This is a genomic window from Guptibacillus algicola, from assembly GCF_020171805.1.
GTDB classification, from domain to species: Bacteria; Bacillota; Bacilli; order Bacillales; family Guptibacillaceae; genus Guptibacillus; species Guptibacillus algicola.
In genome coordinates this window covers 1,005,066-1,031,542 of record NZ_JAIVAF010000003.1, presented here as the reverse complement: position 1 = coordinate 1,031,542, position 26,477 = coordinate 1,005,066, and the positions used below count along the sequence as shown (strand labels likewise).

26 protein-coding genes and 1 pseudogene are annotated in these 26,477 nt (G+C 40.4%); 7 read left to right on the top strand and 20 right to left on the bottom strand.

What is annotated here, in order from left to right; all coding sequences use genetic code 11:
- The first annotated feature begins 9 nt into the window (after positions 1-9).
- Positions 10-279, top strand: a complete 270-nt coding sequence (locus LCM09_RS12910; protein ID WP_224882410.1) for a DUF2524 family protein — start codon at positions 10-12, stop codon at positions 277-279.
- A gap of 36 nt (positions 280-315) precedes the next feature.
- Here the strand turns inward: LCM09_RS12910 and LCM09_RS12905 are convergent, their stop codons facing one another.
- The gene (locus LCM09_RS12905; RefSeq protein WP_224882408.1) at positions 316-834 is read right to left on the bottom strand and encodes an acyl-CoA thioesterase; all 519 of its coding nucleotides are present in this window, start codon (positions 832-834) and stop codon (positions 316-318) included.
- 18 nt (positions 835-852) lie between these two features.
- Entirely contained in the window at positions 853-2,541 is a 1,689-nt protein-coding gene (locus LCM09_RS12900) for a formate--tetrahydrofolate ligase (RefSeq protein WP_224882406.1), read from the bottom strand.
- A 279-nt stretch (positions 2,542-2,820) separates the two neighbouring features.
- On the opposite strand from LCM09_RS12900, the gene cspD reads away from it, so the two are divergent.
- Positions 2,821-3,021: a cold-shock protein CspD gene (gene cspD, locus LCM09_RS12895; RefSeq protein WP_224882404.1), complete on the top strand. Its 201-nt coding sequence runs from the start codon at positions 2,821-2,823 to the stop codon at positions 3,019-3,021.
- Between the two features lie 117 nt (positions 3,022-3,138).
- Positions 3,139-3,387, top strand: a complete 249-nt coding sequence (locus LCM09_RS12890; protein ID WP_224882398.1) for a DUF2564 family protein — start codon at positions 3,139-3,141, stop codon at positions 3,385-3,387.
- A gap of 35 nt (positions 3,388-3,422) precedes the next feature.
- Here the strand turns inward: LCM09_RS12890 and LCM09_RS12885 are convergent, their stop codons facing one another.
- Positions 3,423-4,082 (bottom strand): reverse transcriptase-like protein, encoded by a 660-nt coding sequence (locus LCM09_RS12885; protein ID WP_224882397.1) that lies wholly within the window; start codon positions 4,080-4,082, stop codon positions 3,423-3,425.
- A gap of 16 nt (positions 4,083-4,098) precedes the next feature.
- The gene (locus tag LCM09_RS12880) at positions 4,099-4,275 is read right to left on the bottom strand and encodes a zinc-finger domain-containing protein (RefSeq protein WP_224882395.1); all 177 of its coding nucleotides are present in this window, start codon (positions 4,273-4,275) and stop codon (positions 4,099-4,101) included.
- A gap of 124 nt (positions 4,276-4,399) precedes the next feature.
- On the opposite strand from LCM09_RS12880, the gene LCM09_RS12875 reads away from it, so the two are divergent.
- Positions 4,400-4,795 (top strand): reverse transcriptase-like protein, encoded by a 396-nt coding sequence (locus LCM09_RS12875; protein WP_224882393.1) that lies wholly within the window; start codon positions 4,400-4,402, stop codon positions 4,793-4,795.
- A gap of 3 nt (positions 4,796-4,798) precedes the next feature.
- Here LCM09_RS12875 and LCM09_RS12870 read toward each other — a convergent pair whose 3' ends face one another.
- The 11 genes and pseudogenes from LCM09_RS12870 to LCM09_RS12825 all read right to left on the bottom strand — a co-directional run bounded on the left by LCM09_RS12870 (position 4,799) and on the right by LCM09_RS12825 (position 14,550).
- Complete coding sequence (locus LCM09_RS12870) at positions 4,799-5,677, bottom strand: 5'-3' exonuclease (RefSeq protein WP_224882391.1); 879 nt, start codon at positions 5,675-5,677, stop codon at positions 4,799-4,801.
- Positions 5,678-5,819: 142 nt separating this feature from the next.
- Positions 5,820-5,933: pseudogene (locus tag LCM09_RS21020) on the bottom strand (hypothetical protein); the annotation flags it as partial.
- A gap of 78 nt (positions 5,934-6,011) precedes the next feature.
- Positions 6,012-6,263 carry an IDEAL domain-containing protein gene (locus tag LCM09_RS12865; protein ID WP_224882389.1) on the bottom strand — a complete coding sequence of 84 codons (252 nt, stop codon included), beginning with the start codon at positions 6,261-6,263 and terminating at the stop codon, positions 6,012-6,014.
- A gap of 140 nt (positions 6,264-6,403) precedes the next feature.
- A complete protein-coding gene (locus LCM09_RS12860) occupies positions 6,404-6,694 on the bottom strand; it encodes a YokU family protein (protein WP_224882388.1) in 291 nt (96 codons plus the stop codon).
- Positions 6,691-8,103 (bottom strand): lysine 2,3-aminomutase, encoded by a 1,413-nt coding sequence (kamA, locus tag LCM09_RS12855; protein ID WP_224883042.1) that lies wholly within the window; start codon positions 8,101-8,103, stop codon positions 6,691-6,693. The genes LCM09_RS12860 and kamA overlap by 4 nt, the downstream gene beginning before the upstream one ends.
- A 128-nt stretch (positions 8,104-8,231) precedes the next feature.
- On the bottom strand, positions 8,232-9,611 hold the full coding sequence (locus LCM09_RS12850; RefSeq protein ID WP_224882386.1) for a sigma-54 interaction domain-containing protein: 1,380 nt from the start codon (positions 9,609-9,611) through the stop codon (positions 8,232-8,234).
- A 39-nt stretch (positions 9,612-9,650) separates the two neighbouring features.
- Positions 9,651-10,505, bottom strand: a complete 855-nt coding sequence (ablB, locus tag LCM09_RS12845; RefSeq protein ID WP_224882382.1) for a putative beta-lysine N-acetyltransferase — start codon at positions 10,503-10,505, stop codon at positions 9,651-9,653.
- Between the two features lie 91 nt (positions 10,506-10,596).
- Positions 10,597-11,844 carry a peptidase gene (locus tag LCM09_RS12840; RefSeq protein WP_224883040.1) on the bottom strand — a complete coding sequence of 416 codons (1,248 nt, stop codon included), beginning with the start codon at positions 11,842-11,844 and terminating at the stop codon, positions 10,597-10,599.
- Positions 11,845-11,846: 2 nt separating this feature from the next.
- Complete coding sequence (locus LCM09_RS12835; RefSeq protein WP_224883039.1) at positions 11,847-12,503, bottom strand: 3-oxoacid CoA-transferase subunit B; 657 nt, start codon at positions 12,501-12,503, stop codon at positions 11,847-11,849.
- On the bottom strand, positions 12,473-13,168 hold the full coding sequence (locus LCM09_RS12830; protein WP_224882381.1) for a CoA transferase subunit A: 696 nt from the start codon (positions 13,166-13,168) through the stop codon (positions 12,473-12,475). The genes LCM09_RS12835 and LCM09_RS12830 overlap by 31 nt, the downstream gene beginning before the upstream one ends.
- A gap of 14 nt (positions 13,169-13,182) precedes the next feature.
- On the bottom strand, positions 13,183-14,550 hold the full coding sequence (locus LCM09_RS12825) for an aspartate aminotransferase family protein (RefSeq protein WP_224882380.1): 1,368 nt from the start codon (positions 14,548-14,550) through the stop codon (positions 13,183-13,185).
- Positions 14,551-14,680: 130 nt separating this feature from the next.
- Between LCM09_RS12825 and LCM09_RS12820 the strand changes: the two genes are divergently transcribed.
- Both LCM09_RS12820 and LCM09_RS12815 read left to right on the top strand, forming a co-directional pair.
- The gene (locus tag LCM09_RS12820; RefSeq protein ID WP_224882378.1) at positions 14,681-16,132 is read left to right on the top strand and encodes a PucR family transcriptional regulator; all 1,452 of its coding nucleotides are present in this window, start codon (positions 14,681-14,683) and stop codon (positions 16,130-16,132) included.
- 423 nt (positions 16,133-16,555) lie between these two features.
- Positions 16,556-17,710: an aminotransferase A gene (locus tag LCM09_RS12815; RefSeq protein ID WP_224882377.1), complete on the top strand. Its 1,155-nt coding sequence runs from the start codon at positions 16,556-16,558 to the stop codon at positions 17,708-17,710.
- Between the two features lie 51 nt (positions 17,711-17,761).
- On the opposite strand, the gene LCM09_RS12810 is transcribed toward LCM09_RS12815, so the two are convergent.
- The 4 genes from LCM09_RS12810 to dat form a co-directional block, all read right to left on the bottom strand.
- Positions 17,762-18,574 carry a sulfurtransferase gene (locus tag LCM09_RS12810; protein WP_224882376.1) on the bottom strand — a complete coding sequence of 271 codons (813 nt, stop codon included), beginning with the start codon at positions 18,572-18,574 and terminating at the stop codon, positions 17,762-17,764.
- On the bottom strand, positions 18,571-22,182 hold the full coding sequence (locus LCM09_RS12805) for a dynamin family protein (RefSeq protein ID WP_224882374.1): 3,612 nt from the start codon (positions 22,180-22,182) through the stop codon (positions 18,571-18,573). Before LCM09_RS12805 ends, LCM09_RS12810 begins: the two co-directional genes overlap by 4 nt.
- Positions 22,183-22,292: 110 nt before the next feature.
- Complete coding sequence (gene cshA, locus LCM09_RS12800; protein WP_318246515.1) at positions 22,293-23,765, bottom strand: degradosome RNA helicase CshA; 1,473 nt, start codon at positions 23,763-23,765, stop codon at positions 22,293-22,295.
- Between the two features lie 192 nt (positions 23,766-23,957).
- On the bottom strand, positions 23,958-24,794 hold the full coding sequence (gene dat / locus LCM09_RS12795; RefSeq protein WP_224882370.1) for a D-amino-acid transaminase: 837 nt from the start codon (positions 24,792-24,794) through the stop codon (positions 23,958-23,960).
- 165 nt (positions 24,795-24,959) lie between these two features.
- Between dat and LCM09_RS12790 the strand changes: the two genes are divergently transcribed.
- A complete protein-coding gene (locus LCM09_RS12790; RefSeq protein WP_224882368.1) occupies positions 24,960-25,523 on the top strand; it encodes a hypothetical protein in 564 nt (187 codons plus the stop codon).
- A gap of 80 nt (positions 25,524-25,603) precedes the next feature.
- Here the strand turns inward: LCM09_RS12790 and LCM09_RS12785 are convergent, their stop codons facing one another.
- On the bottom strand, positions 25,604-26,377 hold the full coding sequence (locus LCM09_RS12785) for a glucose 1-dehydrogenase (RefSeq protein ID WP_224882367.1): 774 nt from the start codon (positions 26,375-26,377) through the stop codon (positions 25,604-25,606).
- Between the last annotated feature and the right edge of the window lie 100 nt (positions 26,378-26,477).

The window sequence follows — 26,477 nt, the reverse complement described above, 5'->3', positions numbered from 1 at the left end:
AGGTGTACTATGTCAACTTACCGCAAACTTGAAGAAACCCTGAAGAATGCTGACGAGCTTGTTGAATATGCAGGTGAGCAACTACAAAAAGCCACTCAAGTAGCACCAGGAATCACAGATAAAGAATACACAGAAACCCAACTACTACTTGAACAGATGGCACTGAATATTGATAAAATGATTCAAAGTGCTACACCTGAACAACGTGACGCTCTTACTAGAGCGAGACAGCAAGTCCAAGATCGTCAAAATGACTTCATATTAGGATTCGATACGTAAAGGTCTGCATTTCTGCAGACCTTTTTATTTACCTTATTATCCGAAAGACCCAAACTCGCTTGCTAATTTCTCAGAGTGTTTTCGTCTTGCTTTCCTTGCTTTCATCCTCTCTTCTCCACCATCATAAACGAATTTCTCTTCTTTCGTTTCTGGCAAAGCTTCAGGCACCTTCGTTGGTTTACCCTCTTCGTTTAATGCTACGAATGTTAGAAACGATGTCGCACAAACTTTTTTTACACCAGTAATGACATTCTCAGCAAAGATTTTCACTAACACTTCCATCGAGGTGTTGTGAGTCCAGCTCACATACGATTCAAGACTCACCACTTCTCCTTCTCGAATAGGCTCTAGAAAATCAATCGAATCAGCAGAAGCTGTAACAACTGCTGACCGCGCGTGTTTTGACGCAGAAATCGCTGCGATATCATCGATATAAGACATCAACCTTCCTCCAAAAAGAGTACCGTGAGTATTGGTGTCTGACGGTAGGACGAAGCTTGACTTTGTCGTTCTTGAAACGCGTATTAGTTTTTTTGTTAATTGTGTATCTGACATGACAACATTCACCTTTTTCTAAAACAGACCGACCGCTTGACCGTCTTCTGTTACATCCATATTTAATGCCGCTGGCTTTTTTGGAAGCCCTGGCATGGTCATTACATTTCCCGTTAACGCGACGATGAAACCAGCCCCAATCGATGGCCTAAATTCTCTCACAGTAATAGAAAATCCTACCGGACGACCGAGCAATGCTGCGTTATCAGAAAGTGAGTATTGTGTCTTCGCCATACAAACCGGGAAATGAGACCAACCATTAGCCTCAAATTCTTTAAGTTGCTTTAAAGCTTTTGCACCGAATTGAACGCTATCTGCTCCATAAATTTCTCTAGCGATGGTAGTGACTTTTTCTTCTATTGGTGCATCTAAATTGTATATTGGTGCAAAGTTATTTTCGGTTTGTTCAATTTGATGAAGCACTGCTTTCGCGAGTTCTTCACCGCCTTTTCCACCTCGCGCCCATACATCCGTTAGTGCGACTGGAACGTCATTTTCATTACACCAATCGAGCAAAGTGTTCACTTCTAAATCCGTATCAGTAACAAAACGGTTAATCGCAACTACAAATGGGACGCCGAATTTTTTTATGGAAGAAATGTGCTGCTCAAGATTTGCTAGTCCTTCTTGTAATGCTGCTACGTTTTCTTTTTGAAGCTGATCTTTCGCTACGCCACCATGCATTTTTAGAGCTCTAATCGTAGCAACGATGACCGTTGCTGCAGGATCGATTTCACCTGCTCTCGATTTGATATCAAAAAACTTCTCAGCACCTAAATCCGCACCAAAACCTGCTTCAGTCACAACATAGTCAGAAAGCTTTTGAGCCATTTTCGTTGCGGCAACACTGTTACATCCATGTGCGATATTCGCAAATGGGCCACCATGAATGAGTGCGGGAGTATTTTCTAATGTCTGCACGAGATTAGGGTTCATTGCGTTCTTTAATAATAACGTAAGTGCTCCTTGTACACCGAGGTCAGCTACTGTAATAGGTTCCTTCGCACGATTGTATCCTATTACGATTCTTCCGATCCTTAGCTTTAAATCAGTTAAGTCTGATGCTAAGCAAAGGATCGCCATCAGTTCAGAAGCAACTGTTATGTCAAAACCATCTTCTCTTGGGACACCTTGTGTTGGCCCACCAAGTCCAACGGTAACCTGTCTTAATGCTCGATCATTCAGGTCAAGCACTCTTTTCCACGTAATCCGTCTCGTGTCGATGTCAAGTTCGTTTCCTTGATGGATATGATTATCGATTAAAGCTGACAATGCATTGTGAGCGGATGTAATCGCATGAAGATCTCCAGTAAAGTGAAGGTTGATATCTTCCATCGGCATTACTTGAGAATATCCTCCACCTGCTGCTCCTCCTTTAATTCCCATACTTGGACCTAAGGAAGGTTCTCTCATTGCAACAATAGCTTTTTCACCAATACGGTTTAAGGCTTGACCGAGTCCTACTGTAACCGTGCTTTTCCCCTCGCCAGCTGGAGTGGGATTGATCGCAGTAACTAAAATCACTTTCCCAGACGGCTTTTTGTTGAGTCTTTTCATACTTGTAAGCGAGATTTTCGCTTTATAGTGTCCGTAAGGTTCCCACTCATCTTCTGTTAACCCTAATTCATTTGCTATTTCGTTAATTCGCTTCATTTTTGCTTCTTGTGCAATTTCAATATCACTTTTTACTTTAAGCTCTGACTTCATCAAACCCCTCCATACCCTTTTCTGTTTCCATGTATATCTTAACTAAGTTTATTAATTACAGTTAGAATAATCAACTGAAGTCTTTGAAAGCTTGACACTTCTTTTAAAATACAGTATATTTAAATTAACCGTTTATATTGCTGATTATTTAAATGAATTTTAGTCAGACCTTCTCGAATGTGCTTTACGTACATAAAGATTGTTGCTTGATTCAATACAATGTAAATGGGGAAAATTAAGTTGCACGAAGAACGTGCTAAGTTTTTAGGAGGAACAAACATGCAAAACGGAAAAGTAAAATGGTTTAACGCTGAAAAAGGTTTTGGATTTATCGAAGTTGAAGGTGCTGACGATGTATTCGTACACTTCTCCGCTATCGAAGGCGAAGGCTTCAAAACTCTAGAAGAAGGTCAAGAAGTTTCTTTTGAAATTGTTGAAGGAAACCGCGGACCTCAAGCTGCTAACGTAAACAAGCTTTAATTTATATACGTTTGGAAGGGACTGATGATAATCATCAGTCCCTTTTTATGTTGCAGTGATTAACGGTAATCTCTTTGGGTCATACTATTCCTGAACAAATCGTAAAGGTGGGATAGTATGTCAGAACCGTACTCTGATCTTCAACAGATTGAAATGTCGATCAAATCAGCTCAGCACCTTGTCGGGCAAGCTACCAAAAGCATGAATGGAAATCAGCTAAAAGCTGCTCAAGATGCTTTAGATCAAGCAAAACAACAATTCCAACAGGCAGTAGCTCATAAAACTGGCGTAAATGAGAATTTCTTCGAGTTCTCAAGTGAACTCATCGAAAAATGCGATACTCAATTAAGAGAAGCACAAGAATAAAAGCAGCCGATTCCGGCTGCTTTTTGTGTTGCGTTTTATTCATCGAGCTCAATCACACTATCGATTTCTGTTCCTCTTAGAGCTTGAACGGCAAGTCTGTGAGCTTCTTTGTTGTCATTTCTCGAGATGAGTTCGTAGATCGGCTGCAACCTTAATTCTTTCAATGTATCTTCAATTCTGTCCATCCACCTCGTTAGTAAAGGTTCATACACTGCCCATTCTCCTGAAAGCTGACTGATTACGACTTTAGAATCCCCTTTGATCACAATATCTGTATCGTCTATCTTGATTTCTTTTAATTCCTGAAGACCAGTCCAGAGTGCAGCATATTCTGCTTCATTATTATTTTCAAGATAACTAAGAGCTTTGTTGACACGGATCCTTTTCTTTTTTCTACCTTCAGAAAAATAAATAACGGCTCCGCATCCAGCTTCTTTCGTTTCTTTATCAAAACTTCCATCAAAAATAATTTCAAAGGATGAAGGACTTTCTTCCTTTTTTGCGGTGAACTTTTCGAACTCTTTAAACGACCATTTCATACCACGATCATCAAGGAAATAAAGATCTAGTGCACGTCCAGTCTTTTCGATATCTTTTGCCATCAGCATCGCCTGGTGTGTTGGTAGTTCATCTGATGTCATCCAGGCCTGTATACCCCGAGGCGTTTTATATTTCCATTTAAGAATTACATTCATATATCATACCCCTTAATTACGTAAGGTGTTTTCCAAGTTGTCTCAATTCGTCTCCAACTGTACATTCTGTGATACAAAAGCGCTGTGCATGGCATTTGCCGTAATCATGTTGATTCACACGTTTTAACAAACACCCATCGCAATATGTATCTAGAATGAATCCTACTTCCATCATAACCTCTTTTTTCTTCATTTCTTTCACTCCTACACTCGTCCCCTTCTATTCAAGTTTCTCCATTTACCTTAAATGTATGTCTTCCGGTAGTGTTCATGTATATGATAGAATACAACAAGACTAGCTCAGGGAGGAAACACAAGTGATTGAAGTGTATATAGACGGAGCAAGCGCAGGCAATCCCGGCCCATCTGGTGCAGGGATTTTTATTAAAGGAGACGGAGAAGTCATTCGTTCTTCCATTCCACTCGGAACGCTCTCAAATCATGAAGCAGAGTTCCAGGCATTGATCGAAGCTCTTCGCATTTGCATCGATAAAAAGCACCGCATTATCTCGTTGCGAACAGACTCTCAACTCGTGAGTGATGCGATCGATCGAAGACATACAAAAAAACGAACGTATGAATCTTACCTCTCCAATGCACTTGCTTTAGTAGATGAATTTGATCTTTTTTTCATAAAATGGATCCCAAGCTCAAAGAACAAAGTGGCAGATGAGCTTGCTAGAAAAGCTATCCAGCTAAATACAGCTGGATAGTCACTATAGTCTTATTCGCAACCCTAAGTCATTAAACGCTGATTGTAATGTATCATAATCTAGTGATAGCTTAAGATCATCAAATGAATGGTCAGCAAGTTCAGGAATTTGCTTCTCAATCGTCACGAGCTGAAGACTTAATTTAGCTGATTCTTCTCCATCTATTAGCTTTTTCCTATACCTGTTATACTTCGTATCTAAAGTCTCTATACTTGTATACACACCATCTACAGAACCATATTGCTGAACTAGAGGTAACGCAGCTTTATCCCCTACACCAGCTACTCCCGGTATATTATCACTTTTATCTCCAAGCAATGCCTTCACATCAATCCACTGATCCGGTGTAATGCCATATTCCGTTTTGAAATGCTCTTCGGTATAGACTTTGTCTCCTTCTTTACGAATTGCTATGATTTGAGACACTTTTTCATTCAATAGCTGCAAAAGGTCGCGATCGTTACTGTAAATAAAGCAGTCACCCATTTGGTCATTCGTCCAGCGGTGTGAAAGAGTACCCATCACATCGTCTGCTTCAAATCCTTCTACAGTTAATTGCGGAATTCCTGTCGCTTCGAACAACTTTACTGCTGTTTCGTATTGCTGAATCAATGGTTGAGGAAGCTCTCCTCGCGTCCCTTTATATTCCTTAAACAGCTCTCTTCGTTTCGATTCATCTCTCTTCACATCCCACGTTACAGCAAAATGAGTCGGGTTATAATCATTGATCAATGATATGATTTTCTGCATCTTCACTCTTAGCGCATTTGTATATAAACCTTCTGGTGTTTTAGTAAGTTGCTCCTCTGATTTTCCATAAGCAGTTGCAAAATACCCTCTACTTAGTAAATTAAAGCCATCTATTAATATGAGTCGGTTCATGATTGTGGTCATCCTTTCCTTAAATACCTTCTATAATGGTAACATAAACCGACTGTTGACACGGTTGAATAAACGAAAATAGAATCATGCATACAAATAAAACAGGACTGCCAAAGTTCTCGACAGCCCTGCATGTGTTTCCTTATTCTTGCGGGTTTTTTAGTTTTTGAGCTTCTATTTCTGCATATGACGGAATTTGTTTATCTTGCTTTTGCTTCGCGTTATTATTTCTCTCAGCATTCGCATTGCCTTTCTTCTAACGACCCATACTGACACTCCCTTATCGATTGGTTACGATTAGTTTGCGTCATCGTCGCCCTGTTCTATTCAAGAATTAATGAAGCGCCTGCTTGTAGGAACGAAGAAACGTGACATATTGTTCTGATGCTTCCTGAAATGCTTTTTCGTCTCGACGATCAAGTGCTAAATTGATTGTGTCCTGGTAACGGTTTTTCTGGAAGGTAAAGACGGCTTCATCAAGGATTAATTGGGCGTACAATTCCAACTCGAATGTTTCTTGATCTTTCTTCTTTTTCATCGCTTTATCTTTCATGTTGTCTCTATACGATTTATGATGGTTGTTCATGTTGCTCTCCCCCCTTAGAAGCTCTTTTTATTATTATACGAGGGAATCGTCAAAATATCAATATTTTTCAGAATATTCCGATATAATTTTTGGGTAACCTTTCCTCAATTGGACAGGGAGCGCGAAACCATCAAGTTTACCTATTTAAGCGGATAACGATCGATGTCAAAATAATTCTTTTTTAAAAGTCTAGGTTGATCCATCAATTCTTTAAATGTAAAGGAAGAAGACAGTTTGGATGTATCGATCAACATCAGCTGTTCTTCAACATCTCCAACTAGTTCATCTGTTTGATAACACATGCCGCAATCAATGCACTGGATAGAAGGTAATTCATTAATTTCGACCGCCCTTGATCCATCAGGAAGTTCCCAATATCCAGTATCGAGGGTTTCAAAGGCGCCTTCCTTATCACACCACTTACAATTCATGAACTCCCCTCCTCAACATCGTTTTTCTTGTTGTGTTTCGCTTGTTCTGCATTGTACTTCTTCTCTTTCATAATATCCCGTTTTTCTCTTTGGTCTTTAAGTGAAGAATGGCTAGGGTCATCCCCGTATTTACTTCTACGGTTCAGTCTCTGAAGGTTCTCAGGTACAAGGTTAAACCGCTCATCAGTCATGAGTGAGCTTATTCCGATTGCAGGTTTCTTCTCAAGCTGGTAGATGCTGTTGAAGTACGTATCGGCTGTACCAGGAGTGTAATTCTCAGGCTCTGGATACGAAGTAATTACACCCTCAAAATTTCTCAAAATGACTTTATCTGCGCTTTGAGAAATCATGTAGTTCGGTTGGAGAGCAATTTTCCCTCCTCCACCAGGTGCATCTACAACGAATGTTGGTACAGCATATCCAGATGTGTGACCTCGTAAGCCTTCCATAATCTCAAGCCCTTTTGCAACAGGGGCTCGAAAATGACCAATTCCTTCTGACAGATCACATTGATAAATATAGTATGGTCGTACTCGTATTTTTACAAGGTCATGCATCAACTTCTTCATTATTGTTACGCTATCATTAATTCCAGCAAGAATGACGGCTTGGTTTCCAACTGGCACACCTGCATTTACAAGCATTTCACATGCCTTCTTAGATTCTTCCGTTATTTCAATGCTTGTATTAAAGTGAGTATTTAACCAGACAGGATGGTATTTTTTTAAAATGTTACAAAGATCTTCGGTAATTCTTTGAGGAAAAACAACCGGTGCTCTTGTACCGATTCGAATGATCTCAACGTGTGGAATCGCACGTAGGTTTTTTAGGATATACTCAAGAATTTTATCGTTGATCAATAAGCCATCTCCTCCAGAAATAAGAACATCCCTTACTTCTGGTGTTTGTGAGATATAATTGATTGCTGCATCCAACTGTTTCTTTGGCACTCCCATTCCGATTTGTCCGGAAAATCGTCTTCTAGTGCAATACCTACAGTACATCGAGCATTGGTTCGTAACAAGAAACAAAACCCGATCAGGATAGCGATGTGTTAAACCAGGTACAGGGGAATCTTCGTCTTCATGAAGTGGGTCTTCTAAATCATACTTTGTTTTATGCATTTCTTTTGAGATCGGGATCGACTGCATCCGTACTGGGCACCTGGGGTCATCTGGATTCATCAGAGATGCGTAGTAGGGCGTTATATTTAATGGAATCGTTTTCGTTGCGATCCTTACCCCTTCCTCTTCATCAGGTGTGAGGTTAACTACTTTACGAAGGTCGTCAAGAGTTCGAATGGTATTCGTAAGCTGCCAAATCCAATCGTTCCATTGGTCCTCAGTAACATTCTTCCAAAGTTCGATATCCTTCCAATGACGTGCTGGCTTATAAAGTTGCATAAGCATCATACATTCCCCCTTCTTGGAATCTACTGTTATACTATGCAAGATTGATGCCAGCTCCATTATTTCTTTTAAAGTCTTATAACTTACCGTTTAGTCGTTATTTAAGTGATGACGATTAGCTCACGTGCTCATTTTTGGGCACTTACGTATTTTGAAAGCTTATACTGTAATGTTTGCCTTGGGATTTGAAGTTGCTTCGCTGCTTTCTGAACGTTACCTCCCGCACTTTCCATCGCCTTCTCAATTAATCTCCATTCTGTATGTTGAAGCACATCTCGAAGTGACTCTGAAGAAGAAGCTGTGAAGCGTGGCTTAATATAAGGAAAATCCTCTGCTGAAAGGTGCTCATTCTCAGCGAAATTCATTGCTGATTGAATCACATGCTCTAGTTCTCTTACATTCCCTTGCCACCTACGATCACAAAGAATCTCTAATGCTTCCTTTTCGATACTAGTGATGTTCTTATTAAATTTCTTGTTGTATTTCTCAATAAAATGATCGATGAGGGCAGGTATATCTCCTCGTCTCTCTCGAAGTGGCGGTATTCGTAAGTAAACAACGTTCAATCTGTAAAATAAATCCTCCCTAATCCTTTTTTCTTTAAGTGCCATTTCTGGTTCTTCATTAATCGCTGCAATGATCCTCACATCTACTCGACGTGTTTTCACTGCACCTACTCTTCGGATAACACCATCTTCTAATACACGAAGTAATTTTGCTTGAATTTCAGTTGGCATCGAATTGATTTCATCAAGAAACAATGATCCGTTGTCTGCTAGTTCAAAAAGCCCAGGCCGTTCTTCAGCACCTGTGAACGATCCTTTCGAAGTACCAAATAAAATCGATTCGAGAATGCTAGATGGTAGCGCAGCACAGTTTTGAGCAATAAACGCACCTTTTCTACCTGAAGCATTATGAATTGCTTGGATAAGGAGTTCTTTCCCAGTCCCAGTTTCTCCATACACAAGGACAGGGGAAAAATGTTGTGCTGCTTTCCGTGCCCATTTTTTTACTTTTAAGAAGGTTTCATCTGAAGTGATGATATCTCTAAACGTATAAGAGGTTCCATTATCAAAATCCTTCGCTGTATTCGTCGTTAATTTCGCTTGGAGTTCCATAACTTTATCTGATAGCTTCTTAATCCTACTGATATCACGAGCAATTTCTACAGCTCCTACCAGGGTGTCATCAACAATAATAGGTAGTGTCGTATTAATGGTAGAAACAAAGCTCCCTTTCATATTTCGATATGTTTGATCTTTGTTATAGATCGGTCTCTTTGTTGAAAGTACATAAGATAAGGTGCTTGTTTCCTTTGAAAGCGATGGAAAAGCCTCAAGGTAGTGCTTTCCAAGAACATCTTCTACATTTAACCCATCGTGCTTTGCAGCTATTTCATTGTAATAAATCGTTATCCCTTTATGATCAACGGCATGTATTCCTTCATCGATGCTTTCTAAGATCGCGCGAAACATTCCGTTGGTGATGGAAATGTTTTGTTTGAACATAAGCTCCCCCTTCGCCCAAAATCCATCTACGTATGCCGATTAGTCGGCACTCGTCACAAGTGCTTTGCTCCATAAATTCATATTCTCCCAATCATCATAGATCTTAACATTATTGATCAGACGTCCTCCATATTCATATCCAAGCTGAAAGAAGACTGCATTCATCCCAAAGGACAAGCTTCTTGCAATGGAGTAAGCATAATAAATCCCTTCATCTAACAACTTCGATTCTAGAGCTAGGATCAGATGTCTCATTGCACCGCTCTTTCTAAACTCAGGTAATGTAGCACAATCGGTTATCTCAGCATTTTGGAACGTGCGGTTAACCTCGGCTGAAGCTGCGCTCGTTATCTTGTTACCTTCCTCAACTAAATAAAAAATAGTCCCTTCTTTCATTACTTTACGGATATATTCCGGTTGATCCATCGGAGTTGGATAAACTTCGAAAACGCTCTTATACAATACCGAAAGTTTCTCTGCATCTTGCTCAGTGGCTCTTCTCATCACTGGTTTTTCAGAAAGAGGTGAAGCAACCTTTGATAGAACGCCATCAAGTATTTGTTCTTCCTCCATCCAGCGGTGAGCGTTCCTGCGCCAATTTTCTTTGAATTTTGTCATGACATGCATATCAACACCAGAGAAATAATTTCTTATCGTTCCTTCATACGAGAAACCTAAGCTCCTAAATATAGAAAGATCCGTATCTTTCACTTTTACGATGCATTTTGAATAGCCAGTCGTAAACAAGCGAAGCACATGAGTGATGACATGCCTCGAATTACCTGAGTAATGCTCGATTCGAATTCTTTCATTAAAAGGGTCATGATTACAGTCGAACGAATAGTCACTTCCTTTGTAGTTTCGATCAATTGCGATCTCTCTCTCATCTGTCATACCTTCCCCACCTTTTACTATCTTTTTGATTTTCTTCGCTCCTTCTGCTCAAAATCCTCTATATAAAAAGAATAAGAACGGTTTCCCGTCCTTATTCCTTCCCACACCACTCGACGATCGTATGCACATAGACTTCCGCTGCAAGCATCATCTGATCGATGTCGATATATTCATTTGAAAAGTGAGCAAGCGCCGTTTCCCCAGGACCGAAGACGAGTGCAGGTGTTTCAGCTAGCTGAGTAAGAAGACCTCCATCCGTACCCCATGGGGATGCTTCTATTTTCAACTCTTGTCCTGAGCTTTCCTCATAATTATGTTTCAGAATGGAAAGTAATGGGTGCTCCACACTTACTTCGCCAGGTAGCCATCTAGCTCCAAACCATTCGAGATCTACAGGGTGTTGCTTTATCCATTCGTCTTCAATAGAAGATAGTGCATTCGCCATTGCTTTTTGAGCATCCGTAAGCGCTTCACCTGGGATAACGCCCATTCTACCTTCTATGATAACTTGGTCCGGAACTGAAGATGGCCAGTCTCCACCTTTAATCGTGCCAAGGTTGATCGGAACTGGTATCGGGATATGCTTATAGAGTGGATCTGTAATCGTTTCATTTCGTTTTCTCTCTAACGTTTGTATTGCTTCGATAACACGCAAACTCTTCTCAAGTGCAGACACGCCTTCATACCTTGTCCCGCCATGTGCTGATTGCCCATTTATTTTCAATCGAAACCACATTGACCCTTGCTGTTTCGGAAAGACTTTCATATTTGTCGGTTCAGGAATAAGTGCTGCATCAGCTTTGTACCCTTTTTGAATCGTTGCGAGCGTTCCTGTCCCACCACTTTCTTCTTCTACAACGCTCTCGTATATGACATCTCCTTTTAATGAGATACCTAGCTCTTTCATACATTTAAGGGCAAGAAGCATCGCAGTGTTCCCGCCCTTCATGTCTGTAGAACCTCTCCCATAAAGCTTTCCGTCTATGACTTCACCACTGTAAGGATCTGCGCGCCAATCCTCTCTATTCCCAGGAGGCACAACATCCACATGGCCATTGAGGATTAACGATCTTCCACCACCACTCCCTTTCCTAACGCCTACTACGTTCGGACTGTTAGAAAAATCAGTACGGTTCGCGCAAAATGAAGGATGCGAAGTAGTTTCTTCCCCAGGTACGAAGCGATCCACATCGAGTTCTAGACGCTGTAGTTCGGCTTCAACTATTTCTTGCACGCGTGCTTCATTCCCTTGCACGCTGTCGCACCTGACGAGTCTTTGTAACAATTCCGTCCCATATTCTTTGTTGTTCTCCATCCATTTCTTTACCATCTCTTGCATCATCAATGCCTCCTAACTAGCTCGATTTCTAACTCGGCTTCAGTTGAATCAATCACTTCTTCTACCGTATAGCCTGGCATTATTTCGATTAGCTTTAGGCAGCCGTTCTCTATTTTCATTACTGCTCGTTCAGTAATAATCATATTCGCCCCTTCCTTCACTGTAAGAGGCAGGGAACATTCCTTAAGTATTTTGGGTTTTCCATCTTTTGTTGTATGACTCATCAACACGATTACCTTTTTCGCTTTTTGCGCAAGATCGATCGCGCCTCCCATACCTGGTACTCGCTTTCCTGGTACGATCCAGTTTGCAATATCACCTCTCCCGCTAACTTCTAACGCTCCTAGTATCGTAATATCGAGGTAACCTCTTCGAACCATTCCAAATGCTTCTGCACTATCAAAAAATGATGCGCCAGGGATAATGGAAACTGGGTATCCCCCTGCGTTTGATAGGTTTCCATCTTCCTCACCAACTTCAGGGCTTCCCCCCATACCTAATATGCCGTTTTCAGTATGCAGCATGACGCCGAGTGAACGAGGAAGATAATCTGCTACTAAAGTGGGGATACCGATTCCGAGGTTTACCATCATAAGAGGACCAATTTCTTCTGAAGCGCGCTTCGCGATCAACTTTCTCGTTTCAGCTCCCATACCCATTTCCAATCGACCCCCTTACTTTGAACGACATAGTCGATAAAAACACCTTGAGTAATGATTTCTTCAGGGTTTAATTCCCCAATATCTACGATTTCTTCCGCTTCAGCTACCGTAATGTTCCCAGCTGAGGCTACTAAAGGATTCGTATTTCTAGCACTTTGGTCATAGATGAGATTCCCATAACCATCTGCTTTTTTACATGAGACGATTGCTAAATCTGCCTGAAGAGCTGGTTCGATCATGTATTCTTTCCCATTCACGATCGCCTTTTCTTTACCTTCTTCAATCGAAGTCCCGAGGCCGACATCGACTAATATTCCTCCTAACCCCATTCCACCAGCCCGAATTTTCTCTGCGAGCGTTCCTTGTGGATAGAATGTAACTTCTAAATCTCCACTGTGCATTTGCTTGCCTGCTTCTGGATTCGACCCGATATGTGATGCAATCAACCGTTTCACGCGCTTCTCTGTAACGAGCTTTCCAGGTCCGATCCACGGAAAGCCTGCATCATTGCAAATCAACGTAATGTCTTTAATTCCAGACTCTAGTATCCACTCGATCAGAGTTGGCGGTGATCCGACTCCACCAAACCCACCACACATAATCGTCATATTATCTTTAAGTATGCCAAGGTCTGGTAATTTGCAGTGTTTACTCGTTCTCATTTCCACCCTCCCCCTTAACTGATCGATTTCGCTTCAAATAATCCCTGCTCCATTAATTCTGTCATCAAACTTGTTAATCCTTTATGGAGTTTATCAAGTAAAAGCTCAACTTCTACTTCGTTAATAATGAGAGGTGGAGCAACTAGTATAGCGTCACCAGCTGTACCATTCAGACCTCCAGCGGCAGTATAGACGAGTAATCCAGCTTCATAACAATGACGGATTAACCTATTCGTAACTTGATGTTCAAGGGGGAACGGCTCTTTTGTGATCGTATCCTTTACAAGTTCGATACCTGTTAGAAGGCCCTTTCCTCTAACATCACCGATGATTGGAAAGAGCGATTTAAGCTTTGTGAGTCCGTTCATGAGCAGCTTTCCTTGTTTATCTACGTTCGTAGTGACATCGTGATTCTCTAAATAGTCGAAGACAGCGAGACATACCGCTGCAGATAGGGGGTTGGCACTAAACGTATGGCCGCTCAATACAATTTTTGATCCATTATTGATCGTTTCGATAATTCGATCAGATACAATCGTACCAGCCATCGGGGTAAATCCAGCGCTCATCCCTTTTCCTAGTGCTATGATGTCAGGTTGTACGCCCCAATGTTCCATCGCATACATTTTCCCTGTTCGTCCGAGGCCAGTCATGACCTCATCCGCAATAAACAAGATTTCATAACGATCACACACTTTTTTCATCGCTTGAAAATAATGATCAGGGGGAACGACAGCACCTCCAGCAGCACCGATTACAGGCTCACATACAAACGCAGCGATTGAATCCGCTCCAAGTCTCTGAATCACTTGTTCAAATTCAAGTGCATATAATTCTGAGCAATTTGGGCATTTTCCTTCAAACGCACAACGATAACAATAAGGTGGAGAAAGTGTAGGGTAATGCTCCAGCATAGAGGCAAAGCGACTTCTACGAATAACATGACCCGACATCGATAATGCCCCCATCGTAATACCGTGATAACTCATCCACCTTGATATTACCCTGTTCTTCGTAGGTCTCCCTTGCTCCTGCCAATATTGAACGGCAATTTTCAGCGCAGTCTCCATTGCTTCAGAACCGCTATTCACAAAAAACACCCAGTTAAGATCTCCTGGTGCAGAAAGACAAAGCCGTTCTGCTAATTCTTCCGCAGGTCTACTCGTAAACTGAGAGCGATAGACAAATGATACTTGCGAAGCTTGCTTCATCATAGCTTCAGAAATTTCTTTCATACCATGACCTAAATTTGCAGTGATCGCACCTGAAGACCCATCTATAAACGTGTTTCCATCTTCATCGAAAAGGTAAATCCCTTTCCCATGAGAGATGACAGCATAATCCATACCGAGAAGTGGTTTGATTAAATGAGTCTTATTCATAGAAACCCTTCCCCCCGCTTTTTCTATTTACTATTAGCCTATGACGTGAAGCAAGAAATTTCTATCTACTTTTTATACAAAAAATTCTGACTTTATTGTACGATTTGGATAAGAGAACGGGGGGACACCTATGGGGATCACAGTAAATGAAGCTCTTCAATTAAATGAGATGAAAGAAATTAAATTAATCGCAGGGAAACAAGGACTTCATCAAGAGATCAAATGGATTACAATCGTAGAAGTAATGGAAGATGTATCACGATTACACGAGGGTGATTTCTTAATCACGACAGCATATGGTTGGAATGAGAAATCAGAGTTCTATACAAAATTAATCGACACGCTAGCAAGCAGAAAACTTTCTGCACTTGCGATTCATACAGGGTTCTATCTCGATGTTATTCCGATTGGAATTATAGAAGCTGCCAATCGTACCGGATTACCCCTTCTCGAAATTCCTAGAACCATGAACTTCTCTACCGTTACGAGAAGCATACTTGAACAGCTTGTCAATAAGCAGCTATCCTTGCTTGCTTATACGCAGCGCATACAAAAAGACCTTACATCGCTTGTTCTTAAAAATGTAGGTCTGTCTGTGATAACTGAAGCATTATCGAAGTTAATCAACGGAAATGTAGTGTTGTACGATGAGAATAACAATCTTCTTGCTAGTTCAACACTCGTTCATAGAAGAACAACGATTGAAGAAATCATGCCGATCATAGGACACGATCGTACGATTGGAAGAATGGTGGTTCAAAAGGAGCTGGAACTAACTTCATTAGATATGCTTGCATTAGAGCAGGCATCCACTATATTTGCGATCGAATTCCTAAAGCTACAAATCATTGAAGAAACGAGGATACACATTCACGCTGATTTTTTGGATACACTCTTATCTAAAAACTATGAAAGTGAGAAAGCAATATTAAAGAAAAGTAGTGATTTAGGCTTTGACTTTTCTGGCAAGAATCGAGTCCTAATCGTTACATCTGAGAACGACAAATGTCTAGACAATTATGTACAAGAACGAATTCTATCACACAAAACAAAAGGGATTGGAAAAAGAAAGATCGACCACCTCATCCTTTTGCTGACTGGTGACACGCTAGAAATTGATGAAACACATTGTAAAAACTTCTACATCGGCGTAAGTTCTACCGTCACAGGCATTAGAGACCTAGATCAAGCGCTAAAAGAAGCCTATACTTCCCACTTATTTGCCAGATATAAAGAAAAACCACTGGTTGAGTATGATGAGCTTGGGGTTTATAAGATGTTTATCCAACTTAAAGAGAATGGAGTGGATCTGAAAACATATTATGAACCTTTACTCCTCCCCATCATTCAATATGACGAAAAGCATCACGCTCAACTTCTCAAAACACTCGAAACATTTCTTGAAAATAATTTAGTCATCAACCGAACCGCTGAGAAACTTTATATCCATCGTCACACATTAAACTACCGAGTCAAGCAGCTAGAGAATTTAACAGGGATCGATATCTACTCATATGAACTGCGCACCCACATTCAATTAGCTCTTCTTGCTTATGTAACGGATCAAGTTCTATCAAATTGAGCTTTAATCAACAACTTTTGATAATCATTATGCTGGTGATTTCCGCACCAGGTTGTACTACAGAGTACAAAAAACATGGTTTTCTCATTAAAGATGTCCTCACGCTTTGTGAGGACTTTTTTTGTGTCATTATCATTCTTCTATAACAAAATCGTCAGAAAATTGGTTATCCACAGAATTCTGTGGGTAAATAATCACCGCCAACCATACCCCCTTACAAATAAAAAATACCGGCATAGGGTATAGGGTTTTACCTGTTGATAAGTCTCGAAAAGCCTATACTATCAGTATCTACAGAAGTTATCAACAAATGACATAAATGACGATTGTGGAAAAATAACTGCCTTTACCTTCATTTCGACGATAACGTTAAAATTATGCTACAATGATGTTTATATTGTTCTCTGAAAGGAAGTCTTGACTATGGAACACCTTCTAAACCCGAGAGTAAAATCAATTGAAATTTCAGGTATTAGACAATTCTTTAATATGGTTGCAGATTATGAGAACATGATCTCACTCACAATCGGCCAGCCAGATTTTCATACTCCAGATCACATCAAAGAAGCTGCGAAAGACGCAATTGATCAAAACCAAACAACGTATACACATAACGCTGGAATGATCGAGTTACGTAAAGCGGCTGGACACTTTGTCCAATCACGATATGGGCTGACATATAATCCACAAAATGAAATCATTACGACTTCAGGAGCAAGTCAGGCGATCGATATTACGTTACGTACACTCTTAACAGAGGGATCAGAAGTGATTTTACCTGGTCCAGTCTACCCAGGTTATGAACCTATCATTACACTTTGTGGAGCAACACCAGTTCATGTTGATACGAGTAATAACGCTTTTAAACTAACACGTGATTTAATCGAAAAAGCTGTTACGGAACGAACGAAATGTATCATCCTTCCGTCACCGTCTAATCCGACGGGTGTTGCGCTTTCTGAACAAGAACTCGCTGATATTTCAGATTTTCTTAAGGACAAAGAGATTTTTGTTTTGTCAGATGAGATATATTCTGAACTTGCATTTTCTGGTACACACACATCGATCGCTCAATTCGATGGGATGCGAGAAAAAACCATCGTCATCAACGGATTGTCTAAATCCCATTCGATGACAGGATGGCGAATCGGATTTCTTTTTGCTCCTGAGTCCATTGCAAAACATCTATTAAAAGTCCATCAGTATAATGTGTCATGCGCTTCTTCAATTTCACAACATGCGGCATTAGAGGCGCTCCAAAACGGGTTAACTGATGCAGTACCTATGAGAACTCAATACGAAGAAAGAATGAACTTTGTTTATAACAGACTAGTCGAGATGGGACTCTCACCTGTTAAGCCTGACGGAGCATTTTATATTCTTCCGTCGATCGAGAAATTTGGATTGTCCTCTTTCGATTTCGCTATGAAGCTTGCAAAAGAAGGGAATTTAGCTGTCGTACCAGGAAGCGCATTTTCAACGTACGGTGAAGGATATGTAAGAATTTCGTTCGCTTATAACATGGATATATTAAAAGAAGGTATGGATCGTCTCGAGTCCTTCCTCTCCTCTCTTTAAATTTATGCACTAAAAAACCAGTCCTGATAAAAGTATCAGAACTGGTTTTTCTTATGGCTTAATTGGGTTGTCTTCATAACTAATCCAGTCACTGAAGCTTCCTGGATAAAGCTTTGCATTGATTCCAGCATCATGAAATGCAAGTACGTTTACGCATGCTGTCACACCTGAGCCACAGTAGATAATCGGAGAATCTCCTCTGTTTGTTACCCCTCCCCTACTCTCTTTATCCTTCCAGGTATGGTCATTGTTCACATGATCTTTCCAGAAAAGGTTCGTAGCTGATGGAATATGGCCAGCTTTCGCATCAATAGGTTCGTTCTGTCCTAAGTACCTATCTTTCGCTCTGGAATCAATAATTGTAGTACCCTTAGAAATAGCTTCCTTTACTTCTTCCATAGAAACGATCATAGAATCATCTAGTGAGATCGGATAATGCGATCGTTCTACTTCAGTTTCATTTTGTTCGAGGGGAAGCCCTGCATCTTCCCAAGCTTTTATCCCACCATCTAGAACAGCCCTCTCCTTGTGCCCGGCATATCCAAGCAGCCACCATAATCTCGATGCCATCGCACCCATCTGTCTGTCATACGCGACTACTTTAGAATGTTCGTCAATCCCAAGTTTCTCAAATACAGTCTGAATCTGGTCCTTACTCGGAAGCGGGTGTCTTCCTCCATGATCCTTTACCGGACCTGACAAATCTTTTTCAAGATCAGCATAACGAGCACGTGGAATGTGTCCTTGTAAATACGACACATATCCACTTTCTTTATCAGATAAATCAAATTGACAATCCACCACTACGATATCCTTGTCTTGAATATGTTTTCTTAACCATTCCACTGAAACGATATTGTTCATTCGCTCCCCTCCCCTGCTTGATTCAATAGGACTTGTAGCTCCTCTACTTTGTATGAAAGGTCCTCTTTCGTAATAGAACTTGTCTTCATTTCGATTTGAGCACTAACAAACCGCTCAATATCATTCACAATATCTGTCTTTAAATGACTAAGCTGGTCTTCATAGAACTGCTTTGATCTTTCTCTTAAACTTCCTTTGATTTTATCAACGTACTGTTGCACAGGTTCTTGAAGAAGAGAAGAAAGCTTATCCTGGAGTTTTGCACTACCATTTTGTTCAAAGAATTGTTTTGAATTTCGATATTCTGAACTTGCCGTTTTATCGATTTGCTCTGTAGAAACTAGTTCTGATAATGACGCTTCGAATTGAGGTGTTTCCATATCATGCAGATTCTCAATCTCACTTTGGAAATCAGGGATTTCCTTATTGATTTTGAGATGAAATTCTCTGTAATTTGTCTTCAATGCACCTTGAATATAATAATCCATCCTTAAAGATGTCGCTCTCATCTCTTGCATCAAGTCATTCTCGAGATCACCTAAAAGATTAGATGCTGCCGTAGCTAACCCTGCTTTTCGGTTGAGAGTAGTCGGATTGAACGCCTCTTTATAAAAATCACCAAATCGGTAAAAAAGGCGTTGAGGGATATAATGTACGAGTTCTTCTATTTCCTGTTTGATTTTACTTACCGTTGAATTTACTGAATAATCGCTCACCAGTTGGATCGCATTCTCTTTCGCTGTGTGTAGCCTCTCGATATCCGCTTCTTTTTCATCACTATCACGATCAAAGTTATTCAACCAGTCTTGTAACATCGTGGTTACTCTCTTAAGCTCATTCCAATTCGATTGAATCGCCATCTTCGAAAGATCAGACTGTATGAAGGTGTAGAAGCGATCTTCAAAACGGTTGACGCCACCCTTTTCTCTAAGACGTGCTGGTAGACGTAATATATCCTTTTCTTCTTTCGTCCCATTAATCGAGGTCATTGCAGCTAAACTAGACACTGGAAATAGTGTAGGTTTTCTTATTCCATATTGGCCAAGCTGACTTTCAACATGTTCTTCTACAATCTCTAGCTCTTCTTCATCTTTTGCAAGATCAGCTGCATTTAACAGGAAGAACATTTTATCCATCTCAAATACATCTTTTACTCTACCAAGCTGAATCAAGAATTCCCTGTCAGCCTTTGAAAACGCGTGATTATAATACGTTACGTAAAGGATCGCATCTGCTTCTTTTATATATTGAAACGCAACTCCTGTATGCCTCGCATTAATTGAATCAGCTCCAGGCGTATCGACTAGCGTGATGCCTTCCTTTGTAAGCGGGTTATCGTGATATAAGGAAATCGAAGCGATGAAACAAGCTTTTGATTCATTGACAACTAGATCCTTGTAGTCATCCATCGATACGTTCCGAACTTTACCTAAAAGGTCCAGCTGCGCTTTCCCATCTAACACTGCTTTCAAGAACAAAGCGTGTGGCTTCGTATCCGAAGATTCTTTCGCAAAAATCTTCCCTTTTTCAATAATTCCAAGACTATCTTCAATAGAAAATGCTTTTTCACCAAAGAAAGATAGTGAATGCTGTATGTCTTTAAGAAGTTCATCCTCGGTTTTATAGAAAATATCTGCGGTTTCATGAGAGCGATCACTTTGAACAGGACAAATTCTGTTTAATGTAGCCGTTGTAGGATTAGGAGAAGAAGGAAGAACCGCTTTCCCTATGAGAGCGTTCGCAAAAGAAGATTTACCTGCGCTAAATGCACCAAATAGAGCCACAGTATATGATTGATACGCTAGTTTATCTGCTCTCGAACGAAATGAATCACGGGTTTGACCTAGACCAGGCAAATCTTCGATCGTATCTGCACCTTTGTGCAGTGCGTGTATTGTTAGCTCTCGAGAAGGAAGGCTGTCTGGTTCTTCAGGTAGGTCTTCAACCGCTTTTCTTTTTTCACTTTTCTGGATGCTTTTTGTAACAGGTGTATCTTCAGGCTCAATAACTACAACTTCTTTTTCAGGTTGCTCAAATAAGTCCTGGATCTTTCTTGCATCTGAATCATAGGCACCATTCAAGATTTCATCAAGACGGTCTTTTACTTCTGTTGCTTCTTCCACTAACTCAAAGTATTCTCGTGCTCTTTCTTCTCCGATGGCGTTCTCAAACTTCTTCTTTTCTTCGTTTTCTAAAGTGACCAACTCTTCTTCTAGTTGTAATATAAGCTCGTTCTTCTTTTGTTCTGACTGAACTTTAACTTGTGATTTCAATCGGCTTGCGATCGTTTCGGTATAGTGCAGCACAGCTTCACCTGTTGCTCCAGTTCCCTTTTCTGCTTCGTGCTTCAAAAATGAAAAGTCTATTGAAATGGCATAGTCTTTAAGATCATCAGACTTGTTTATTCCTGCTTCTTCTTCTAGGTTTAACAACAATTGTTGAAAATGCCATTCTAATTGCGTTTTCACTTGAGATTGTAATTTTTCTACAAATGTCTCGTAGCGATGCTCACGTTCCTGTTCGGTTTTTTTATCACGAAAGATCAACCCTACTTTGAAGCCTGGTTGAAGAGATTCAAGGTAAGCTCTTCCAGCCTCTCTTACTTCATAGGGCATAAGCATAGCACCTTTCGTAATCTTTGATGCTTCTACCTGAAATTCTTGTTCAATCTGATCGATCTTTTCTTGATATGATGCTAGGGTCTTTTGCATCTTCAAATGAGCATGATTCACTTCCTCATCTTCAGGCAAAACGTCTGTTACATCTTGAACCAACGATTGAGCAGAATCATAAACACTCTTCACCTTATCTTCCTCTGTTTTCTTTGCAAGACCCTCAATGTATACCTTCAACTGCTCAAACTGGTTATTAGGATGCGAGCGATCTCGTAACGATATGAAAAAGAACGATTCTAGCGACATTCCCCACGCATGAAACGAGGATGCAACGGACTGTTTAAATGAAGTGAAGGATAGTTCGGATTCCTTGTGCTTGTCAATTTGATTTACGATTAAGATAATCTTCTTATTCTGACGATGGAGCTCCCGAATAAATTGATAATTCACTTCTGACTGAACATGATTGTAATCCATCACATAGAAAACAACATCAGCTACATACATTGAATTCTCAGTAGCTAAGCGGTGTGCTTCATCAGTTGAGTCGATGCCTGGCGTATCGATCAAGACAACATCTTTATCTAGAAACGGAGAAGGAGCACTTAATTCGACTTCTGCAACTTCATCTCCATTCAAACAATAGTCTTTTACCGTTTCAATGTTATATGGTGCCTTAAACACCATTCTTTTTCCGTTGAAAAATTCGACCTCTGCGCCTGGATCCCCGCTTCTTACCCGTACTGTGTTTGCACTAGCAGGTATTGGGCTAGAAGGTAAAAGGTCCGTATCAAATAATGCGTTGATCAACGTGGACTTCCCAGCAGAAAAATGACCAGAAAATAAAAAATGCTGCTCTCCACTTTTAAGCTTCAACATTAGCTGCTTCATTTTTGATGCTTCTTTTGAACCTAATTCCTTCTCGATAAGAGCTAAACGCTTTATTAATAATTCAGTATTTTGTAAGTTTAGTGTCTGCTGACTATTCTTCATATCGCTCCGCTGCCTTTCAAAGTAGTGTCTCTATAAGGATAACGTTTTCAAACTCTTTTTCCCAGTATTTATATATGAAAAAAAGCCGGGAGAGGCCCCGGCTTTCTTATTTATGAATTTTTGTTTTTGTCGTTAAACTTACGGCGCTTCGCTCCAGAACTACGGTCTTGACGGTAGTTACCTTTGCGTCCACCGCGGTCGTTTGTGCGGTTACGACGATCGCGTCCACCGCCACCGCCTCCACGGTTAGGACCTTTTTTCGCACGAAGTGGTGCGATGTCAGTGATTTTGACAGGAGTTGTATCTGGTTCTCTTGTAAGAAGCTTAAGAGCTGCAGATACAAGCGTTACTGGGTCATGATCATCTAGAAGCTGTTCAGCTGATGAACGGTAGCCACTGTGATCCTGTTCTTCGATTGTGCTTTGAAGCTGTTGGATCGTAGACTGTTGTTGTCCTTCCATTGCTTCAGCAAAACTTGGAATCGTACGCTTTTGCATAGAACGCTTCGTGATTTTCTCGATCGTTTTCAGGTGGTCATACTCACGATGAGTGATAAATGTTGAAGCTAAACCTGATTTACCAGCACGTCCAGTACGTCCGATACGGTGAACATAGCTCTCTGGATCCTGAGGAATATCAAAGTTATAAACGTGAGTAACGCCACTGATATCAAGACCACGTGCAGCTACGTCAGTTGCTACCATGATATCGATCGTACCGTCTTTAAACTGTTTGATTACCTGGTCACGCTTGCCTTGAGGAAGGTCACCATGGATTCCTTCAGCCATATATCCACGTTTCTTAAGTCCTTCTGCAACTTCATCTACGCGTTTTTTCGTTCTACCGAAAACAATCGCAAGTTCAGGAGCTTGAATATCAAGTAGACGGCAAAGTAGATCGAACTTCTTCGGTTCGCGAACATCGTAGTAATGCTGATCGATTTGAGGAACAGTCATTTCTTTTGATTTCGTTCTTACCGTTTCAGGATTTGTCATGAACTTCTCTGCAAGAATAGCGATACGCTTAGGCATCGTTGCTGAGAATAGAAGTGTTTGACGCTGATCAGGAACACCTTTTAGAATTTTTTCGATATCTTCAATGAAGCCCATGTTGAGCATTTCGTCTGCTTCGTCTAGGACAACGAATGAAACTTCTTGTAGACGAATCGTCTTACGTTCCATGTGGTCAATTAGACGTCCAGGCGTAGCTACAACTAGCTGAGGGCGCTTCTTAAGTGCTTTGATCTGATGTCCGATACTTTGTCCACCATAGATAGGAAGAGCGCGTACACCCTTTGCTTGACCAATACGGTTCAGTTCTTCTGCAACCTGTACAGCAAGTTCACGAGTCGGTGCAAGTACAATTCCCTGTACATGGGTAAGTGATGTATCGATCTTTTCAATCATCGGGATACCAAACGCTGCAGTTTTACCTGTACCTGTTTGTGCCTGTCCGATTACATCCTTATTTTGTAGAGCTAGTGGGATCGTACCAGCTTGAATTGGTGTTGTTTCTTCAAAGCCCATCTGGTTAACGGCTTCGAGTATTGTGTTACTTAATCCAAGGTCTTGAAATTTTTTCAACGTATAAAAACTCCTTTTTACATTTAAATGCTATAAAATGGAGAATGCTCTCCACATCATTTTTAAAAAGAGCATTTTCCTTATGATGGAAAATGCTCGAAACAAGCAATTCTTCATTCACATATAGCGCTAATTAACAGTACCACTATCGCATCAAAAATTCAACTGCGAGAAAAAATATTTTTACTTTGGTTACTTGTTATTAGGAAGACGCTTTTTGAATTCCTTTTGAAGGATAGCGGTTACATCCCCCATTCTACCTGTACCGATGGTATTGCCACTTACTTCGATTATAGGTCTAACTTCCTGAGTTGTACTGGAAATAAAAACTTCATCGCTCTCTAGTAATTGCGTTTTAGTAAATGGTTCTTCTACTATTGTAATCCCTGCACCCTTGGCAGCATCTAATATTGTTCTTCTTGTAATTCCATCAAGGATGTAATTGTTTGCTGGATGCGTATAGAGGGTTTGGTCCTTCACCATGAATACATTTGTAGAACTTCCCTCGGTCACGGTTTCGCCTCTATGGAAAATAGCTTCATCATATCCTTGTTTTTTTGATTCTTCCTTTGCAAGAACATTTCCGAGTAGATTTAGACTCTTAATATCACAGCGTAGCCACCTTATATCCTCAGTAAACATCGCCCTACCTGGTGGGGGTGTATCGTTAGTTGCGTATTCAGTCGTATATGCAACGAGCACCGGTTCAGACTTTGCCGGGAATGGATGGTTTCTTGGTGCGATTCCTCGAGAGACCTGCATATATAAATGACCATTCTCTACGTTATTAGTTGAACGAAGCTCGTTAACTTTTGTTTGAAATGTAGCTCGATCAAATGGTAAGTCAATATGGATTTCACTAGCACTTCTTTTCAAGCGGTCGTAATGACCTTCTAGCTCAAAGAAGTTTCCATTATAGATTCGTATGACCTCATACACACCATCTCCAAATTGATACCCTCTATCTTCTATATTAATAGAAGCGTTTTCTTTAGATATTATTTCGTCATTTAATAGAATCACGTTCATACACTCCCGTCTATCTTGTATACCTATTCACCTTAACATATTCTTTTTATTGAAAGTAGCAACGAAATTTTTTAATTTTAATACAATTTATCTATTTACAATTTGTGCCTATTAGACTAGTATTTGTATTTGTAGAGATTCTAATATTTTGGGAGGTTACACGGTATGAAAAAGGTTTTATCATTAACTATGCTTCTGGTCCTTGTTTTTGCAGCAGCTTGTAGCAATGGTAACAGTGCTAATGAGAATGCAGCTGAAAATAACAGCCAGAACAACGAACAAGCTAGCTCAGAAGAAAATGGTGACCAAGAAGCAGACGTAAAAGGAGCTTTGCTTGATTTCCAAATGAACCTTACTAGTATGATCAATGAGAAAGATGGACCGATTTATGCATTCGAAGCTGCTAAAGCAAAAGAAGAAGAAAAGCCATCTGATGAAGAGCTTGCAACTATGAAAGAAGAAGCAAAAACAGCTGCTAACACAATTGCCGAAGATATTCGTGGAATGGAAATTCCAGCTGAACTTGAAGCTCATAAGAGTGACCTTGAAGCAGCTCTAGAAGATCTTGCGAAGTCTTATGAAACAAGAGCGGCAAACCTTTCAGACGAAGCTGGATTTGTTTATGAAGAATCAGATAGCATGTTCACATCAGCTGAAGAAAAGTTAGCATCTGTATATGAAGATGCTGGTCTAACAGCTCCTAGTATTTCAACAGAAGTAGCAGAATAAAGAAAAACCGTTACAATGTAACGGTTCAAAGGCTGTCGAAATGGTTCGACAGCCTTTTATGTACGGTTTTTTCGTAATGATTAAAATCCGTAAATCGTCATTCCTCCATCAACGAATAACGTTTGACCTGTCATGTAATCGGAAGCTTCTGAAGAAAGAAACACTGCAGCTCCAACGAGGTCTTTCAACTCCCCTACTCGATTCATTGGCGTTCTTGAAAGGATATCCTCTAGATATTCTTTGTTCTCTAACAACTGATCCGTTAATGGTGTTCTGAAATACCATGGTCCGATTGCATTTACAGAAATACCATCTTCAGCCCATTCCAAAGCTAGATTCTTCGTCATCTGTATCATGCCTGCTTTTGTAGCAGCATAAACGACTCCAGTTCTAAGAGCCACGTGACCTGCAACGGAAGAAACGTTAATTATCTTTCCACCACCATTTTCTTTCATGATTGCAGCACACGCTTGCGACATAAAGAATGCACCTTGCAGGTTCGTTTGAAAAATCTTATTCCACTCATTCTCAGTCACATCAGATGCTTTTGAACGAATATTCATTCCTGCGTTATTAATCAAGATATTAATCTTTCCAGCTTCTTTGTATACTTCTGAAACGGCTTCCTCAATTTCTTGCTTACTCGTAATATCGGTCTGAATCGGATAAGCCTTTCTGCCTTTATCCCTTATTAATCCTGCCGTTTCCATAATATCAGAGGATGTTCTTGCTAGAATCGCAACGTCTGCCCCAGCTTCCGCAGCTCCAATTGCAATCGCTCTCCCAATCCCTTTTCCTCCTCCTGTTACGACAACCACTTGATCTGTTAATTGAAATGAAGGTAAATAATTCACTAAAGTCCACTCCTTTAAAATGTGTTACAGTAATTTCTTCTATAAAATAGGTGGACTTCCTTTTTTATTGTATAAGTTTACATAATGTTTTTATGGTATA

What these genes read in the sequence shown, in the direction of transcription:
- LCM09_RS12910 (WP_224882410.1), top strand. Translation starts at nt 10, where the DNA reads ATGTCAACTTACCGCAAACTTGAAGAAACCCTGAAGAATGCTGACGAG.
- LCM09_RS12905 (WP_224882408.1), bottom strand. Translation starts at nt 834, where the DNA reads ATGTCAGATACACAATTAACAAAAAAACTAATACGCGTTTCAAGAACG.
- LCM09_RS12900 (WP_224882406.1), bottom strand. Translation starts at nt 2,541, where the DNA reads ATGAAGTCAGAGCTTAAAGTAAAAAGTGATATTGAAATTGCACAAGAA.
- cspD (WP_224882404.1), top strand. Translation starts at nt 2,821, where the DNA reads ATGCAAAACGGAAAAGTAAAATGGTTTAACGCTGAAAAAGGTTTTGGA.
- LCM09_RS12890 (WP_224882398.1), top strand. Translation starts at nt 3,139, where the DNA reads ATGTCAGAACCGTACTCTGATCTTCAACAGATTGAAATGTCGATCAAA.
- LCM09_RS12885 (WP_224882397.1), bottom strand. Translation starts at nt 4,082, where the DNA reads ATGAATGTAATTCTTAAATGGAAATATAAAACGCCTCGGGGTATACAG.
- LCM09_RS12880 (WP_224882395.1), bottom strand. Translation starts at nt 4,275, where the DNA reads ATGAAGAAAAAAGAGGTTATGATGGAAGTAGGATTCATTCTAGATACA.
- LCM09_RS12870 (WP_224882391.1), bottom strand. Translation starts at nt 5,677, where the DNA reads ATGAACCGACTCATATTAATAGATGGCTTTAATTTACTAAGTAGAGGG.
- LCM09_RS12865 (WP_224882389.1), bottom strand. Translation starts at nt 6,263, where the DNA reads ATGAACAACCATCATAAATCGTATAGAGACAACATGAAAGATAAAGCG.
- LCM09_RS12860 (WP_224882388.1), bottom strand. Translation starts at nt 6,694, where the DNA reads ATGAATTGTAAGTGGTGTGATAAGGAAGGCGCCTTTGAAACCCTCGAT.
- kamA (WP_224883042.1), bottom strand. Translation starts at nt 8,103, where the DNA reads ATGCTTATGCAACTTTATAAGCCAGCACGTCATTGGAAGGATATCGAA.
- LCM09_RS12850 (WP_224882386.1), bottom strand. Translation starts at nt 9,611, where the DNA reads ATGTTCAAACAAAACATTTCCATCACCAACGGAATGTTTCGCGCGATC.
- ablB (WP_224882382.1), bottom strand. Translation starts at nt 10,505, where the DNA reads ATGACAGATGAGAGAGAGATCGCAATTGATCGAAACTACAAAGGAAGT.
- LCM09_RS12840 (WP_224883040.1), bottom strand. Translation starts at nt 11,844, where the DNA reads ATGCAAGAGATGGTAAAGAAATGGATGGAGAACAACAAAGAATATGGG.
- LCM09_RS12835 (WP_224883039.1), bottom strand. Translation starts at nt 12,503, where the DNA reads ATGGGTATGGGAGCTGAAACGAGAAAGTTGATCGCGAAGCGCGCTTCA.
- LCM09_RS12830 (WP_224882381.1), bottom strand. Translation starts at nt 13,168, where the DNA reads ATGAGAACGAGTAAACACTGCAAATTACCAGACCTTGGCATACTTAAA.
- LCM09_RS12825 (WP_224882380.1), bottom strand. Translation starts at nt 14,550, where the DNA reads ATGAATAAGACTCATTTAATCAAACCACTTCTCGGTATGGATTATGCT.
- LCM09_RS12820 (WP_224882378.1), top strand. Translation starts at nt 14,681, where the DNA reads ATGGGGATCACAGTAAATGAAGCTCTTCAATTAAATGAGATGAAAGAA.
- LCM09_RS12815 (WP_224882377.1), top strand. Translation starts at nt 16,556, where the DNA reads ATGGAACACCTTCTAAACCCGAGAGTAAAATCAATTGAAATTTCAGGT.
- LCM09_RS12810 (WP_224882376.1), bottom strand. Translation starts at nt 18,574, where the DNA reads ATGAACAATATCGTTTCAGTGGAATGGTTAAGAAAACATATTCAAGAC.
- LCM09_RS12805 (WP_224882374.1), bottom strand. Translation starts at nt 22,182, where the DNA reads ATGAAGAATAGTCAGCAGACACTAAACTTACAAAATACTGAATTATTA.
- dat (WP_224882370.1), bottom strand. Translation starts at nt 24,794, where the DNA reads ATGAACGTGATTCTATTAAATGACGAAATAATATCTAAAGAAAACGCT.
- LCM09_RS12790 (WP_224882368.1), top strand. Translation starts at nt 24,960, where the DNA reads ATGAAAAAGGTTTTATCATTAACTATGCTTCTGGTCCTTGTTTTTGCA.